General features: G+C 44.4%; 13 protein-coding genes and 2 CRISPR repeat arrays. Of the genes, 3 read left to right on the forward strand and 10 right to left on the reverse strand.

Features of this window, described 5'->3' with window-relative positions; genetic code table 11:
- Positions 1 to 137: 137 nt before the first annotated feature.
- From AC5JL3_RS18520 to AC5JL3_RS18560, 9 genes are all read right to left on the reverse strand, one after another.
- Entirely contained in the window at positions 138 to 476 is a 339-nt protein-coding gene (locus AC5JL3_RS18520; protein ID WP_496075884.1) for a hypothetical protein, read from the reverse strand.
- A gap of 1521 nt (positions 477 to 1997) precedes the next feature.
- Positions 1998 to 3506 (reverse strand): hypothetical protein, encoded by a 1509-nt coding sequence (locus tag AC5JL3_RS18525; RefSeq protein WP_496075885.1) that lies wholly within the window; start codon positions 3504 to 3506, stop codon positions 1998 to 2000.
- Positions 3507 to 3511: 5 nt separating this feature from the next.
- Complete coding sequence (locus AC5JL3_RS18530; protein ID WP_496075886.1) at positions 3512 to 5302, reverse strand: hypothetical protein; 1791 nt, start codon at positions 5300 to 5302, stop codon at positions 3512 to 3514.
- A complete protein-coding gene (locus AC5JL3_RS18535) occupies positions 5295 to 5741 on the reverse strand; it encodes a hypothetical protein (protein WP_496075887.1) in 447 nt (148 codons plus the stop codon). Before AC5JL3_RS18535 ends, AC5JL3_RS18530 begins: the two co-directional genes overlap by 8 nt.
- A 2-nt stretch (positions 5742 to 5743) precedes the next feature.
- Positions 5744 to 6559, reverse strand: coding sequence for a type III-B CRISPR module RAMP protein Cmr4 (gene cmr4 / locus AC5JL3_RS18540; protein ID WP_496075888.1), 816 nt, complete (start codon positions 6557 to 6559; stop codon positions 5744 to 5746).
- Positions 6559 to 7656 (reverse strand): type III-B CRISPR module-associated Cmr3 family protein, encoded by a 1098-nt coding sequence (locus AC5JL3_RS18545; RefSeq protein ID WP_496075889.1) that lies wholly within the window; start codon positions 7654 to 7656, stop codon positions 6559 to 6561. The genes cmr4 and AC5JL3_RS18545 overlap by 1 nt, the downstream gene beginning before the upstream one ends.
- Entirely contained in the window at positions 7641 to 9356 is a 1716-nt protein-coding gene (locus AC5JL3_RS18550; RefSeq protein ID WP_496075890.1) for a Cas10/Cmr2 second palm domain-containing protein, read from the reverse strand. Before AC5JL3_RS18550 ends, AC5JL3_RS18545 begins: the two co-directional genes overlap by 16 nt.
- Positions 9357 to 10184: 828 nt before the next feature.
- Positions 10185 to 10737: a CRISPR direct-repeat array (repeat unit 37 nt; unit sequence GTTTCCATTCAATTAGTTTTCCCAACGAGTGGGAAAG).
- Between the two features lie 343 nt (positions 10738 to 11080).
- Positions 11081 to 11617 carry an AAA family ATPase gene (locus tag AC5JL3_RS18555; RefSeq protein WP_496075891.1) on the reverse strand — a complete coding sequence of 179 codons (537 nt, stop codon included), beginning with the start codon at positions 11615 to 11617 and terminating at the stop codon, positions 11081 to 11083.
- Entirely contained in the window at positions 11610 to 12797 is a 1188-nt protein-coding gene (locus AC5JL3_RS18560; RefSeq protein WP_496075892.1) for a helix-turn-helix transcriptional regulator, read from the reverse strand. The genes AC5JL3_RS18555 and AC5JL3_RS18560 overlap by 8 nt, the downstream gene beginning before the upstream one ends.
- 226 nt (positions 12798 to 13023) lie before the next feature.
- Positions 13024 to 13868: direct repeats of the CRISPR family, unit length 37 nt; unit sequence GTTTCCATTCAATTAGTTTTCCCAGCGAGTGGGAAAG.
- A 628-nt stretch (positions 13869 to 14496) separates the two neighbouring features.
- On the opposite strand from AC5JL3_RS18560, the gene AC5JL3_RS18565 reads away from it, so the two are divergent.
- Together AC5JL3_RS18565 and AC5JL3_RS18570 are read left to right on the forward strand one after the other, a co-directional pair.
- Positions 14497 to 15138: a nucleotide-binding protein gene (locus tag AC5JL3_RS18565; protein WP_496075893.1), complete on the forward strand. Its 642-nt coding sequence runs from the start codon at positions 14497 to 14499 to the stop codon at positions 15136 to 15138.
- 1 nt (position 15139) lies between these two features.
- Positions 15140 to 15373: a hypothetical protein gene (locus tag AC5JL3_RS18570; protein ID WP_496075894.1), complete on the forward strand. Its 234-nt coding sequence runs from the start codon at positions 15140 to 15142 to the stop codon at positions 15371 to 15373.
- A 115-nt stretch (positions 15374 to 15488) separates the two neighbouring features.
- Here the strand turns inward: AC5JL3_RS18570 and AC5JL3_RS18575 are convergent, their stop codons facing one another.
- Complete coding sequence (locus AC5JL3_RS18575) at positions 15489 to 15809, reverse strand: hypothetical protein (RefSeq protein ID WP_496075895.1); 321 nt, start codon at positions 15807 to 15809, stop codon at positions 15489 to 15491.
- A 23-nt stretch (positions 15810 to 15832) separates the two neighbouring features.
- Here AC5JL3_RS18575 and AC5JL3_RS18580 point away from each other — a divergent pair, with 23 nt between their 5' ends.
- Positions 15833 to 16402, forward strand: a complete 570-nt coding sequence (locus tag AC5JL3_RS18580; protein ID WP_496075896.1) for a tyrosine-type recombinase/integrase — start codon at positions 15833 to 15835, stop codon at positions 16400 to 16402.
- Positions 16403 to 16846 lie beyond the last annotated feature (444 nt).

Here is a 16846-nt window from a genome sequence, read left to right on the forward strand (position 1 = left end):
AGGGCTACCCAGAGGCCGCTTGAACTGGTGGGTTATTTCTGCTGCGCTGCACTAGCGCCTTTTCCTGACTTCTTCCTCCACTGACCATTCCTTTAACATTCGCTATTTCCAATAACTTCTTAACTTATTAAAAACCTCTAACGACGCTTAGGGGTCTCTTTCCATTCAATTAGTTTTCCCAGTGGGTAGGAAAGAGTACAGTTTCTAATGTTGAAATTGAGAGTGAAATTGAGTTTCCATTCAATTAGTTTCCCTAGCGAGTAGGAAAGCCAGGCGATCGCACCTGTAGAGGTCAAACCTTCAAGGACATCTGCATGTTTCCATTCAATTAGTTTCCCTAGCGAGTAGGAAAGCTGCCAGAGCAGCAGCAGAACATGGAGATTGTAGTGCAGTTTCCATTCAATTAGTTCTCCCAGCGAGTGGGAAAGTTGTCGCCAAGGTGATTGAGCGAGATACGCCAGCCAGTTTTCATTCAATTAGTTCTCCCAGCTAGTGGGGAGCAGATATCCCATCAAAACCATCGGTAACCATACTGGTTAGTTTCCATTCAATTAGTTTCCCTAGCAAGTGAGAAAGTGATGCGCTGTTGTGCATCAATACAGGTAAGCTGCTGTTTCCATTCAATTAGTTTCCCCAGCTAGTGGGAAAGCCGAGGATGGAAAAGCTTTCGTGGGATACCACGGGAAGTTGTTTCCATTCAATTAGTTTTCCCAGCGATTGGGAAGGTAAGCTCGGTACCCAAGCCAGTAATGCATATTTCTTGTTTCCATTCAATTAGTTTTCCCAGCGAGTGGGAAAGCTTAGATTATCGCTTCGGCGCTTGCCAGCAACTATTGTTTCCATTCAATTAGTTTTCCCAGCGAGTGGGAAAGCTCATCCGGTAGGCTCCGGCTCTGACTGGGCAAAGATTGTGATTTGTTTCCATTCAATTAGTTTTCCCAGCGAGTGGGAAAGTCATGGACGCAATGCAAACAAACTTCTCGCCTTTAGTGTTTCCATTCAATTAGTTTTCCCAGCGAGTGGGAAAGCAACTTTATCAGCCCCCAATTCTTTCGCCAGGTTGGGTTTCCATTCAATTAGTTTTCCCAGCGAGTGGGAAAGCTTCATACCCTCTAATCGTGTCGCCGTCTACAGCATAGCTGACGTTTCCATTCAATTAGTTTTCCCAGCGAGTGGGAAAGTGAGACTGGTAAGCAGTTAGGGCTTGGCCCCTTCGAGTTTCCATTCAATTAGTTTTCCCAGCGAGTGGGAAAGTTCGCTTTCATTGACGACTGTTCCTTCGGGAGTTTGAATGTTTCCATTCAATTAGTTTTCCCAGCGAGTGGGAAAGACGCGATCGCTATTTCCCCAATCAATAAACCTCGATTGTTTCCATTCAATTAGTTTTCCCAGCGAGTGGGAAAGAGCGGGGCTTTAAAACCTCTCCAGAAAAGAATTCTAGCAGGGATTTTCGTAAGTCTCTTTTTCAACTTCATTTCAGCCCTCGTTATTGCAACTCTTTAGCAACTTCACTAGAATCGCAAACCCTTAAAGCTACAGTACATATAGGCTCTAACGTTTTTCGTGAGACCCCCATAAATTTGCCCCCGCTTCGACTCACGAAAAACAGTTCTTAGCCAATGGGGGTTGGAAGAACTCAATTCGTGGAATCTACTAGAGAATTACCACAATTTCCTTCAATCAGTTGCTCTAGCAAGTAGGGTTTAATGAAGGAAACAAATTGTTAGTGGGAGGAAAAGGAGCATTCCGTCTATTCAAAAAGTTGGTTCCCTGCCTAAGCAGAGCCATCAAGTTCTCATTTGCAATCTAACCTAGTAAGACTTATGCAAAGATGCTAAATATGGTGTATATTTTGCAAACTATTGCCTTTCAGATCAGTACATATATTGTACTTGCGTAAGTCCTGATAAGTTTCTGAGGCTGTGAGGATAGATGCTAGATTTGGACGTAGTTGTTGGGAAATGTCCAAGCGTATTCCCAGTTTTGCCAGATTGGGGCTAAGGGGTGTGTTCGTAATCAGCGAGCGTCTTTACTAACTTCTCATGCACCCTCACCATCAAACTCGCTGCTGTTCCATCTAATTCTTCTTGATCCAGAAATTTGAATGTTTGCCCAGACACGAAATTTAGACACCCTAACACCCTATTTTTCCATTCCTGCTCATCACCTGTAGAGATTTCCCAAGCTTCAAAGACTGATTCTTTGTCTTGTAATCCTTCTAGTTTGTGAAACAATCCATTTCTTTTATCAAAAACGAAATTGCCAAATGTCCAAATGTCCATATCTGTATCTTTATTTTTATCAACACCTTCAAAAAAATTAAGCGCGAAATAAAGACCTTGACCATAAGCATTAACTTTGTCTGTTGTCTTTGTATTATCCCAGGGTGCAATAATTCTATGTGATAATTTAATTTTTTTTCCTTCCTTTGTGATTCTTTTACCCTGCTTTTCGGAGTTGTTGTACTTGTCTACCCACTTAGCTAGTAACCCTTCTACTGCACGAAAACTATGAAACATCGCTTCAACCGTGTTTCCCTGTTTTAGCCGCACTACTCCTAAGTAAGCTGATTCATAAGCAGTCCACCACCACTCTGTAGAACGCTCTTTTACTTCCTCATCAACCATCCGCCACCACTCATTATCTTTAGAATACTTTTGTGCCGTCGCTGTGATTGCCTTGGCAAAGTCTTCAAACTTAGCAAAGTTCCATTGAATTACCGCATCCAATAAGTCTTGGATTTCAGGATTAAGGTAAGGAGACAGTAACTCTTTTACGCCGGAATAGTCATGGCGTTCTAATAGTGCCTTAGCTTCTTGTTTACGAATTCCTCGTAGGTAGGTTGATTGCTCAAGAATTTTAGTTAATTTTGAGTCACGCTCACTACTAACTAAAAACTTAACCCGTTGTCCAAACCTCAACAAAATTTCAAATTGAACAGATGAAGAAATGGCAGGAGTCCCTGCTTGGTGACTAACGTAAATTGTTGAGTCATCTGGAAAATCCCATGTAGAAAATTCTTCTTGAATAAGTTCAAAAACTCTATTCCAATCATCTAACCCTTCAGTAGGTGATTTAGGCTGAAGTAAGAGCGGCTTGAGTTTAGCTTGGGGAAACTTGCCTTTTAGATATGTTGTCAGAATCGGCTCAAGGGCGCAGGTATCTTGCCAGTAGGGAGAATGTTGAGAGCGCCTTTGTTCAGGACTAAACACAGCAGTCTGATCAGTCAAAATCAAGATAATTTGGTCTATTCCTTTATTCTGGATTTGCCCCACAAAGTTATCCAGCAAGGGAAATGCCAGATCGCCCCAATATTGCTCTGCCTGGGCTTGGCTATAGACTGTACCCATAACTCTAGCAGGAGCCAAAAAGCGGTTATCAGTTCCCTCTGTAGGCGTAAATCCGCGATCTACTTGACTTCTTATATTTCTCAACAGATTTTGCCAGTGATCTTTCCTATTGAGTTGAACATCACTGCTGCCTGTTGTAATAATCCAAACGTTCATAGTTATTATTGATTTCCCCAAAGTTTGTTAAATTTGCTCTGACCATCCAAAAAATCTAGGAATTGCTCTGTTTCTTCTGAGCCATCAGGAAATATAGTTAGTAACTCAATGTATTCATTCTTGAAGCGTATTAGATTACCCACCTTGTTCTTGGCATACCGAGGATACATGCGATGCCAAATCCGTCCCACTTGACTATCAAATCCTCTTTTGGCAGCCCATCCCGTTAGTTCTGAATTTTTGATGGACTGCTGAGCAAAATAACCACCGTGGAACCACTCGATGGCTTGACTATCGCTCTTATCACCAGCAATGTGTCCCCAAACCTGAACGTTGTTCGGATGCCAGGTTTCGCGCCAGTCTCTCACATATCCATTGGGTTCATATCCTTCTGACTGAAGCCATGCGATCGCAATCTCTTGCGTTTTTTGCAAAAACTGAGTGATGGCACTTAAGCTAGGAGCATTATTAAGAACCCACAGCTTTTCTGACTCTGGCAAAATTTCCCAGTGACAACCAATCATCGGTTTGTCGCCGTTATTGAAATAATTTGGATAAAACAGTTTGTGGTGAATCCGTCGCCAAGATTTGCCAAAACCACCAAGTAGCATTGAGAAGCGCAGCAGATGCCGCAAGAACTTCCTAAGCTGTGGTGAAATTTCGCCAACCTGCAATAGATCCAACCTACCTCTCTGTAGGTTGTAGGTTGGCATTGAGAAGAGTTTGCTTTTTGGCCTGTAGATATGTTCTCCTAGCTGAATATCACTATCGTCATAAGTGAACAAAATACCAACCTTGCCAACGGTTGCTTTCCCATCAATTCCTCCCCAAATTTTTTGAGTTAGCTCTTTGGCAACTGTCTCATCCGTTATCCCTGCCAATAGACGTAAGGTATGCCCTCGCAACACAGCTTTGAACATATTGGGGCGAAACTCTCCTGTTCTATTGAGTAGTTGAGCGGTGAGTCCCTGTCCACTTAAATAAGCACAGAGAATTACGCGCTCAGGGATTTCAATTGGGGTGATAGAGCCATTCTTATTAACCTTATCAACGTAGCCATAGCCAGCACTAACTCGTGAACCAATCCCATTGGCTAGCGCACGTTCCCAGATTTTCCAGATTGTGTCCCACTCTTCTTCACTAAGCGGTTTGGTAGAAGAAATTCCAAACTTAAATCTAGGTTTGTACAGCGAGATTTGAACATTAGCGGTATGACTTGCGCTACTTCGCATTACTTGATAGGATTGCTGACCATGAACCAGATCAACTAGGCGATCGCGCTTTGCCCAAGAAGTCATATCGACGGGATAACCACCGTGAAAGCGAAGGATGCCCGGTACAGTTCTTTTCTCACCCCCATCCGTTACCTCCTCTCCTCCGCAATAGCGCGAGCGATCTGCATCTGTTAGGCAAGCTCTACGGAACCCACCCTTCATACTAGAGCCAGGAAAAAATGGTAATCCCTTCGCACCAATCACTGGACGAATTACATCTTCATCCTGACCACTATTAGTAATTAACCGCCAGCGAATTTGGTACTCTTGCGTCTCCACATGGGCACCAAACTCAGGTAACTTTACAGTGGGTCCAACCTGCTGGCGTTTCCAGACAGGAACATTTTCATCAACTTGTTCTGGCGCAGGTGGACAACCCTTTAACCATTGATTGACCCATTTCGACGCAGGTTCAACATTTCCTGCATATTGAATTTTGCCACGATCAGGAATCTGAGCCTGAAACATCAAGGGAACAAAATTCGCATCCTCATTACTTTGTGGCAGATCACTCTTACTCATCCTCATCCCCCTCCAAATCGTTGTCTGCCTTAGAAGGCTTATAGCGTTGTGACCACCAAACCATACAGTCGCACAGTTGAATCAGCACAGCTAAAGCGACTTTTCGCTGCTTGTCATCAAAGCGCCAAAGATAGTCTGTGATACGTTTGATTGCTTCTCTATCAGTTGGTTCAACCTTATCGTTAGGAAGATTAATTCCTGCACTGGTCAGAAGTTGGCAAAAACGCTGCCAAGTATCTGCCCAATAATTACTTGCCGCCGTAGGGAAGTAAACATCTTTTTTCTTGTCGTACAACCGAAGTTGTTCACCCCAAAATCGTTCAAGTCCATAAGAAGCGGCTGTTCGCATCTTATAGGCTTGGTTATGTGCACCTTTATCGCAATGATCTAAAACCAAATCGTGTGCAATTTGATCTAAGTTATAGGATTCCCAAGCCATGTCTATACCTCCTTTAAAGTCATTTCACAATGACCAAAACCAATGGATTCCAATCCACCGAGATAGATATCAGCCTTGTTGTTAGCACCAAAAGGTTGCCAGACTTTCTGCTGTGCATCAGACTCACTCTGATTTAGCTCTTTGATAGCAACTGGAAATACAAGGATTGTTCCCTCCGGCAAAGCTTCAGTATTGAAAAACGCCTTACCTTTAACTCGTTTCTGCTTTTTTTCCAGCGCCACTCGACTTTGCCGATACAGTGCCATATCATGAATCATGCCAATTTCGTCATCACCCACGACAACGGATGGCAGCTCTTTGCCGTCTGGAAACCAAGCTTTCAAGTCTTGATTTGGATGCTCAATACTCAGAAAACCAAAGTTGAAGAACAGTTTTTGTTCGAGTGCCTTTAATGTTTTTGAGCCAGTGTAGAGAGGGGGAACAGTCTCTGTGAGACCAGCGATTCGCTTATAGCGTTTCAGTAGTTTTTCACAACTCACCCATACAATCGGTTGCCCTGGACAGAAAACCGGAAGCCAAAGAATTGAGGCATACTCAAACTTCACTACTGACTCTGTAGTGTGTTCTGATAACTCTGACTCGGCTTCATGCCCATACCAATAGCTCGCTTCCTGTTCGTTGTGAGACAGGCGCATTTCAGAACGTAGCCGACCGCGAATTGAGCTACCTGGAATAATGCCTGTTTGAGTAAATTGATCTCTAAAAATCAGGTTTAGATTGCCACTTTCCTCTCCCGCCGTTGCACCCACATGTAAGGGAGCAAGCGTTTCTATAATGCCGTAAGCTTTTTTGTACATTAGTCTTCTACTCCTTCAATACTGATAGGTAGGCATAAGCCACAGCCAAACTTTTTTAACAAGCCCTTTTCTGGAAACCACTCTTTAGGAAAATCCCACCAGGTTTGATTCAACGGTTCTTTAAGGGCATAAACGCTTCCCGCAGGAACCGCGTAACGTCCGCGAGATAAACGACCTGGGTTGCGTGTCTGAAACATTTCTTTGTGCTTATCGCCATATCCAATTCGGTAACGATAGGGAACGGCTTTATCCGTCAGCAACTTAATTTTGTTGCGATCACTGGCGAAGTTTTGATGCTTAGGATAGCGGTAAGATAGGGCATTTGACCCCCAAACACCAGGAGTTATCAAGGCAAAAGCTTTTTTAATAGGCTTTCGCAACCGTTTTAGAATTGGGCTGTTATCCGTTAATTCAATGCTATTGATTTCTACGATGTGACTTTCACCACCAAACTGATACCATCCCTTCGGTAATTCATAGGTTGATAGGTAAACAAGACAGGCATCTTCCTCCATCTGAACAGCATTTTCCAGGAATAACCCATCTTGTTCTAAGACATGTCGCTCATTCTTTTTCAATCGAGGGTGTAATACAGAAACATATTTCCAGCATTTCTCGCTAACTGAAGGAGAACTCTCCTTGGCATCTTGTCGAATGACTTCTGGCTCATCATCCCAGTAATCGAGTCTTAACCAGTGATATTCGGATTCACGTTTTTTAGCGTCTTCAAGTTGATTAGTTTCTTCATTTGTTGCTAGGGCTGCTTGCGACTTTAGACACCATCTATGGGATACCATTTGCCACTCATCTGAGACATCTTCACTAACAACCTTATGGCGTGGTAGCGGAACATAAAAATCTTCTAGATGATCGAATTTTGCCCAAAACGGGCCAGCCACAAATAAGTTCTCTCGAAGTTCTTGATGCTCTACAAGAGAACTAGACTTATTAGCACTGAAGAAAAGACCGGATAATGTTGCAGCAGCAGGTGGAAACTTCATTCCTGAGCGTCCCACTAAGTTCTCAGGTGATAGAAATGCTCCGGCACTGCCATACATCAAGCCCAAAGGCTGAATTGTAATTAAGAATTTGAACATAGTTGCCAACCAATATTGATTAAGCCATCAATCCACTCAATGAGTGTCTTCTCGTCAATCACTGATTTTCCAGAATCGTTGCAAGTACGCTGTAGCAGCTCGGCACGTTCGCCAAAATATAAATCAAACAAAGCCAGTGCTATGCGGTCATCAACATTGCCTGATTTGTCTTTTAACGGAATCGCGTGACGGGCTTTGAGGTGCGCCCAATCACTGTAGATGTGATTCCAATTTGGTAAATACTTTGAATCTTGACCTTGACATTCCCATTCTGAGTAAGTTTTGCCATCGCGATCACGATAGTTCTTCAATATATGCAGATAATCCCAAGGACACGTCCACTCAACATACTGACCACTATTGAAAACTACCCGAATGGTAACTCGGTTGCGTTCAAGAGACTTTGCCCGCTGTTCCGCATCCCGGCAGTGTTGCAAAATATCTCGTTGTGGAACCTGATGCCCAGCCCAAACAAAGCCGACACTATAGGTAAAATCTAGTCCAAGCTCTTGTTCGATGTCTTTTTGCAGGTCTTTCCAGCGATTTTCCAGCGTGAGTAACCACTGTAACGCCTCTATCGGTTTTACTTTTTCAGGCTTTTCTTGTGTTTTTGTTTCCTCACTGTAAAGAACTCCCAGAAAGTCATCGCCACCTGCATAAATGACACGCCCTTTACCTTCAGGAAACAAATCTTGCTTTGCCTGAAAATCCTTTCCCCACTGCCTGATTAACTCAGTGAAGCGTTTGAGTTCGTGTTCTTGCTTTTCTTGATCATCTTCATGGCGGCTGGCAAGTTCTTTGAGCTTATCTCCAACCTTATCGCCATCACCCATAAACCAGCCTGTCCAGTATCCAGCGTCTCGAAATATATCTTTGAAGCCTTCATCCAATTCTTCTATGACGATTTTCCTAGCAAGATAGGGTAAGGTTACTAAGCGCTTTACCAGTTCTGGAATGCTTAATTTCTCATTAGGAGCAATAAACTTTCCGTTATCTTCGTTCTGAAAGTATTTTTCTAGTTCTTCATCTGAGGGAATAGACTCTCTAACTCGATGATTTCGAGAGTAAGGCTTGTCTAAAATCCAAGCAAGTTGGTAATAAAATCGTTTAAGTTCCCGTTGCTCAGTTTCATTGAGCGATCGCCCTGGTTCTTTTGACTCTTTCCCTAATTGATGCCATGCGATCGCATCTGTCCCTGTCAAACTTGAACTCTCACCAACCCAGTTAATCGCAATCCAATCCCGCTTCAGCTTGCGAGTTTCCAAGTCTTCCATTGCGGCTTTGACCGACTCACCATATCCCCAAAAGACTTCCCAGGTGTAGCTTCCCCATCGTTCCCACTCTCCTTTTTGCTTACCCTTTTGGTCTTCGGGTTGTGACCAAGAATATGTTTCTAGACCCAAATTTTCTTCGAGCCAGACTCGGCAAATGTTTAAAACCTGTTGCCATTCCTTTAAGAGCGTCTTTTGTACATCATTGCGCTCAAATTTCCCTCGAATTAAAATCCGGTTTGGCATTCCCTTCTGGTCAGTAGGCAATCCTGGTGAAATCACCTCTAGTCCTAAGCACAATGCCTCTTGCACGAGCTTATAACTCAGAAAAGATAAGATGAGTGAGGCTCCATACAAATCTCGGAGTTTGCGGGATTTTTCAATAAAGCTTTGCACAGGCGCAAAGCTAACGGCTGTGTATTCAGACATAGCTTCAATAGGACTTGGCTGGCTCAGACAGGTTGGTAATACTAAGTAGGAGATTAGGTGTTACCTTTGTTCCCCAATCGCAACTGAAAGATTTCTCAGCCTTGGTTTTGCTCTGTTGTTAGGGGTAGTTGATGCGGCTAGAGACACTATCAAGGGCACCCAATCGGTTGCTGAGATAATGTTGTCTGCAAATTGGGTGTATTCAACGATAAGGCTGCCTTAATCATCTGGATTCCAATCTTTTCGCATCATTTACCTAACTTCCGGCTAACCAGAAGCTGTTCTCACGGCATTCGTTTTTATCATGGAGAGCTTTGAGGGATAGGTTGTAAAGCAATCTCCAGGCTTTCTGTTGTCAAAATCCTTTGTCGGACACAATGCTTTCCTTTGAAGGTGTCTATTGCACTTTAACTGGTGTTTCTACCCCCTGCCAATAGTGAAATTACTATTGTAAAAAAAATATTTTTCCCTTAAAATCTTTGTGCCAAGCTGTTTTTAGGGTTTGACTAAATATCTGATTAATATTTGCTTTTGACTTGACGAAAGGCGTTGGGTATGAGAATACTCCTTCTCTTATGAAGAGTGAGCGCTCGTTTCTAAGCACTAAGGACTCACAAAAAAATAAGTTTCCCGTTTTTAGAAGAGAAAAGAGGGAAGATGAGAGAAAAAATGTGGATATAGCGTCTTTTCAACTTCTTCCGTAACTCTTGAAAGGGATAAGTTATTTCTGCGCTACTCCTAACTCGATCTGCTTTCTAAATGGAGTCCTAAAATGTTAAAAATTCGCAGCATTTTGCTAAGCCAGACGCTGCGAATTTTTGCTTTGTAGTTTTCATTCAATTGATTTTCCCAGCGACTGGGAAAGCCGGTATTGACTTACTTCCGTTCACGCTTCCCAAAACGTTTTCATTCAATTAGTTTTCCCAGCGACTGGGAAAGGGATATCCAGTACGGGTAGAGGCTTTCCTCCTGCAAGTTTCCATTCAATTAGTTTTCCCAACGAGTGGGAAAGTATTCCCTTGGCAATCTTCTCTCCAACGCAATTAAAGTTTCCATTCAATTAGTTTTCCCAACGAGTGGGAAAGGGTTCGCGCCAGCTTTTAGGAACTATTGTTTTTGGTTTCCATTCAATTAGTTTTCCCAACGAGTGGGAAAGCTAAGCGAATCTTTGTCTGTTCAATGAGTGATATTTTCGTTTCCATTCAATTAGTTTTCCCAACGAGTGGGAAAGCAAGGGTGTAGTCGCGAGTGCCTTCAAAGCGCTCGTAAACGTTTCCATTCAATTAGTTTTCCCAACGAGTGGGAAAGATCATTCCCAGCCGTGGTGTGTTTGTGATCGGTGGTGTTTCCATTCAATTAGTTTTCCCAACGAGTGGGAAAGGGCGGGGTCTGAAAACCCTTCCAGCAAAGAATTGTAGCAGGGATTTTCGTAAGTCTCTTTTTCCCCCTCATTTCAGCCCCCGTTATTGCAACTTATTAGCAATTGTCGAGCAGCCACAAATGCTCAAACTCATTATTTGTCGAGGTTCTAGCCTTTTTCGTGAGACCCCCCGTAATTTCGCCCCCGCTTCGACTCACGAAAATTACTTCACCGCAAGTGAGGACATTACGAGCAAAGGCCTCCCTCAAGGGTTTGTCAAAAATCATATCCCTTACGTGCCAACCCAACCTAATGTTCTCATGACATGAGTTTCAGATAAGCTTGCCAACACTATCAAGTCTGACTAATCTAAACAAAGTGATCGCATTTTGAGCATTCGTTCAATATGTTTCAACTCAAATCCCTCTGGTGTCAGAACCACAGAATTGACCGCAACAAACCCTTCGGCTGGCACAGGGGGTTGTGCTTGTAGCGCTTGAAATGACTCCTCAATTACAACTTCCGGTACCTGACGCTTTCTTCCTTTGTTCCAAGCCTTACAAATAGAGAGTGGGGTTTGCAAGTACCACGCTAACCATTGCTGATTCTCCTCTCCGACTTGTCTCAGCAATGACTGCCGCCATTCTCGTCTGGCGTTTGTTGCATCATAAATCACAGTCCGTCCGGCACTAAACGCTTCACGAATTTGAGCGAGAACTCTTTCCTCAATCAGCGACCAATCCCCCTGGATACTTTCATCTCCAAACAAGACTGTCCGAATTTGGTCTGTAGAGACGATACTTGCTGTCGGTTCAAGTTGAAGCAGTGCGGTGGCGAAGGTAGACTTACCACTGCCGGGTGGTCCGATGAGAAAGTGGTTTAGATGTTGGTCATTAGTCATGGGCACTATAACGTGAGGCTAAAGCTTGAGCTTCTTGACGATGCTTTTCTACTAATTCAGGTGGTGAGAGTACCTCTGCACTTCCCATGTAGCGGTAAACCCAGCGGCTAAATTCTGCAAACGAACGACGCGGCAGCTTGATGAGGTAATCGACGTGGGTGTACTCCCCATCTTTATCGGTTGGTCCTTTAACAATTTTTTGATTGGGATGACGGCGTTCCCCTTCCAGAATGAAGCTAGTCACAGGAGGAAAAAATCTGACTTTCACCAACTCTAATGGCAGTTTCCCCAGTCGTTCGAGTTGTTGGTCTTCAGGTGTACCTAAGTAAATACCCCAGCCAGCTTCCATCAACTTTTGGGCAGCTTTGAGGCGTTCTCTTTGGGCAGATTGTCCGCGTCCTTGGGAGTCAATAATACGGCAATAGTCTTTCAAGCGGTCTACTCGTTCCACTTCTAAGTGTTTGGTTTGGCACTCTTCATAGAGGAGATACCAGGCGATGTCGTGATAGAACAACTGCAACGGGTAGACTTGCATCGGTCCAATTCGCTGCTGGTAGGGGTCTCTAAAGCGGTACACTTCAACGAGTTGACCTTGAGTGATCGCATTTTCTACAGTTTCTAGGCAGCAAAATAGCGTTTGTTTTTGCTTCCCCTTGGTAATCATCTCATCCGGGTCGGTGTAGATAATCGGACGATTCAGGTAAGCCCGTACTGGGTAGAAGAAATCTCCCTGATTTTCTAAATCTAAGCCGCGTAGTCGCTTTTGCAATGTTTGATGAAGCTGACGCACTTGTGGATCACCTTGATAATGGGCGAATGAGGCAAGGGCGTTGAAGGTGACTTGTAGTTGCTCTCGACTCATTGCCCCTGTACCGAGGTAGTAGCCCCAGCGATACATCCGCTTATCTAAGATTTTGTAGTCTCGTAGAATTTGTAGGTCTTTCCTAATCGTTGCGAAGGCAGGATACCCTTCGGGAAACTTGATGCCCACTGACTCAGCTACTTGTCGCAGTTGACTTTGCACGGCTTCTAGTGCTTCATGTTGCTTTGTCTTAGGTGACGCTTCCTTGGAATCAGCACTGCCTACGCCGGGATGTTGCACCAGGGTAGCAATTAGTAGCATCAGGCGCTCGAAGGAAAGGCGGTCGGCGTAGTAGTGGAGAAGGGGCTTTTTAGGCATAGGAATCTAAATTACCCCCTAACCGACTTAGTAAGCAACTAAAAGAAAATATTCATAATTTACTCAAGAAGCGAGAATATTAACTGAGCTTTTGAGTAAATTATGGCTTTCATGAGGCACAGAGATTGTTCGCTTTCGACAATAAATTCAGTGAATAAAATCTGTAGATAATACTCATTACGATAATTCTGAAAGCAGAAAACCTCTAATTGCTGCTAGAGGTTTTCTTTCCATCCAATTAGTTTTCCCAGCGAGTGAGAAAGTTTTAACGGATTATCAACCGCCCGGAAATACCAAAAGGTTTCCATTCAATTAGTTTTCCCAGCGAGTGGGAAAGTTATCACTCTGCCTGACACTGGCGGAAATTGGTCGTTTCCATTCAATTAGTTTTCCCAGCGAGTGGGAAAGTCCAAGCTTTTGGCGGTGGCATTCGGACTTGGGGAGTTTCCATTCAATTAGTTTTCCCAGCGAGTGGGAAAGTCAATGTCGTCAAGTGTGGAACTGCTCAGGTTCGCACGTTTCCATTCAATTAGTTTTCCCAGCGAGTGGGAAAGTATTTGGAAAGAGTCCATTTGCCCGACGCTTTTTGTTTCCATTCAATTAGTTTTCCCAGCGAGTGGGAAAGAGCCGTTGTTACGACATCCGATGGCACAACAGTAAAGTTTCCATTCAATTAGTTTTCCCAGCGAGTGGGAAAGCGACGAAACTAAACTCAGGGGAAAAACATCTTTGATTGTTTCCATTCAATTAGTTTTCCCAGCGAGTGGGAAAGCTAAAAGAGCAAGCGTTCCTCGAACAGCGTTGCAATGAGGTGTTTCCATTCAATTAGTTTTCCCAGCGAGTGGGAAAGTCTGAGTACCGCAGTGAGTGACAATTCGTTATTCACGTTTCCATTCAATTAGTTTTCCCAGCGAGTGGGAAAGCAATTGTGGCGAGTCTCCCCGGTGTTGAGGGTGAAGTGTTTCCATTCAATTAGTTTTCCCAGCGAGTGGGAAAGGGGGCAATAGAGCATATTCTCGCAGAGTCCAATCCAGGTTTCCATTCAATTAGTTTTCCCAGCGAGTGGGAAAGGGCGGGGTCTGAAAACCCTTCCAGCAAGGAATTGTAGCAGGGATTTTCGTAAGTCTCTTTTTCCCCCTCATTTAAGCCCCCGTTATTGCAAGTTATTAGCAGTTATTGAGCAGTCACAAATACTCAAACTCATTATTTGTCGAGGTTCTAGCCTTTTTCGTGAGACCCCTCGTAATTTTGCCCCGCTTCGACTCACGAAAATTACTTTGTAGGGAGTGGAGACATTACAAGCAGAGGTTCCAGTCACGGGTTGTCAAAAACCATATCCCTTACGTGCCAGCTCAACCTAATTTTCTCATGACATCGAGCTTCAGACGAGCTTACTAACACTATTAAATCTGACTAATCTAAACAAAGCGATCGCATGTTGAGCATTCGTTCAATTTGTTTCAACTCAAATCCCTCTGGCGTGAGAACCACAGAATTGACGGCAACAACCCTTCTGCTGGCACAGGGGGTTGTGCTTGTAACGCTTGAAATGACTCCTCGATTACAAGTTCAATTCACGAGAGAGCGAAAAAACGAAATCGTTAAATCTTGCTTTCTTATTTTAACGAATTCAGACTTGACCCTAAAGCGAAAAGACGATATAAAGATTTCGCTATAGGACGAAAAAGTTCGCAGCAAGATGACCGTATTAGTGGGTGTTATTTCCCAGAAAGGAGGGGTTGGCAAGAGTACCCTAGCTCGTCTGATTGCCCGTGAATATGCGGCGGCGGGTTGGGATGTTAAGATTGCCGACTTAGACATTTCCCAAGGAACAAGCACCGACTGGAAGCAACGCCGAGAACAACATCGCCTCCAGCCGGAAATTGCTGTTGAACCGTTTCGTACTATTGCTCAAGCGCTCAAACACGCCGATGTTTATGACCTGATGGTTTTAGACGGTGCCCCGCATTCGATGCAAGGAACTCTCGAAATTGCTCGCGTTAGTCAGCTACTGGTCTTGCCGACAGGTTTATCCCTTGATGACTTAAAACCATCTGTCTTGTTGGCACATGAATTGGTCAAGACCAAGATTCCAGAGTCCAAAATTACCTTTGCCCTTTGCCGAGTCGGAGACAGGGAAAACGAAATCGAAGAAGCCCGTTCGTACATTCATAAAGCCGGCTATAGCACCCTAGCTGGCTCAATTCCAGAAAAGACAGCTTACCGACAGGCAAGCGATAGCGGTCGCGCCGTTTCCGAAGTCACCTTCCCAACCTTGAAACAACGAGCCGAAGAAGTAGCGCAGGGCATCATCAACAAGTTGAGTAAACAAGAGGCATAGTATGGCAACCCAACCCCCACCCCCACCACGTAAGCCCAGCAAAGGCGAACCGCCTAGCCTCAAGGAAACCAAGGAAAATCTGGATAAACCCGACCCAGGAGAAATCGTCAATCTGAATTTCAAAGTACCTGCCGAGTTTAAAAAGGACTTCAAAATCGCCGCAGCGACTTACGGTTGTACGCAAGTTGAACTGTTACAGCGAGTGTTCAAATTTTGGACAGAGCATCACGGCTAATCTTGCTTTCGCTCTTTCTTTATTTCGTTCTTTCGTCTTTTCTTTATTTCGTTCTTGCCGCTGCCAACTCCATTTTGCACTCTTCGACAGGAATTAGTTTGACAGCACATTGTACTCAGAACGTGCGACCGAATAAATCAACTATTAATGCGATCGCAAATATTACCCTGGTTGCACTAGCCGCTGATGGTTGAGGTTCTTTAGGCTTGCGTTCAAACGTCTGGATATTGGGCGGGTCAAGCACAAAGCTTCCGTCTATCGGCGCTCCCATCTTGCAATCGTTCGCTGCCACCCACAAATGAACCCGACAAATCCCCGCTGTCGTCTTCGCAGTAAGCTGCCAACTATTCTCAATAAGCTCCAACTGGCACATGGGCAGCTTGGGTGTGAGAACGAGAGAATCAGGGTTGAAGGCACTTACATTATCATTTTGCACAATGATCGTGTAGGCTAGAAGCTATGAAAATCAACCGTTTCGGGAAGGCAGAAGTCCTCAGTCCCGACCAAATTAATCTCCTGTTTAGTTCGGGTTTTGTCAAGCCAAGAGACAAAGCACTATTTGGCGTGTGTCTCTATGCTGCCTGTCGTATCAACGAAGCTTGTACCCTCTTTACCAGAGATGTCTTTGGGAGCAATGGCATCAGACAAGTCTTGCTACTGCGTAGCTTCAATACCAAAGGAAAACGAGATACTAGGGAAATACAAATTCACCCGACTCTCAGGAGGTATCTTGAAGAGTATGAGCCAAACTTACGCAAAGACTATCTGTTTCCAGGTCGCCACGGGCTAGGACATATCCACAAAGCAAGTGCCGACAAGATACTTCGGGAAGCGTTCCACAAAGTTGGCATTGAAGGGGCTAGCACCCACAGCTTCCGGCGAACGGCTTTGACCCGAATGAGTGACGCGGGCGTGCCGCTGCGGCATATTCAGTCCATCAGTGGACACCGCACCTTATCAGCTCTAGAGCGCTACTTGGGCGTGACTGACCAGCAGAAACAAAGTGCGATCGCTACCTTGGACTTCTGAATGCATCAAACTTAGAACAACTCACACTCCCTTTTCGCGCGTTGTCGGGGAAATTTTCGGGCGGTCGGAAACTGGCTCTGGACATCAGGCGGGATAAGGGTTTCAATGGAGGCACTCCCCACTCGCTGGAGAAACTAATTGAATGGAAACGTACCGTCTTTTTTCTCAATCTTGCCTGTTTTAATAAGTCTCCACTCGCTGGAGAAACTAATTGAATGGAAACCTTGCTCTACGCCGGTGAGCAACCAAAGTGCCGCCAGGTCTCCACTCGCTGGGGAAACTAATTGAATGGAAACACTCTCGGGACGGTACGTCCCGGTCGCACCGGCGTACTCCCCACTTGCTGGGGAAACTAATTGAATGGAAACGAGAAAGAGTTATCAACTTCATTGAAATCGATAACCGATCCTTCCCACTCGCTGGGGAAACTAATTGAATGGAAAC

This window comes from Symplocastrum torsivum (assembly GCF_059505465.1).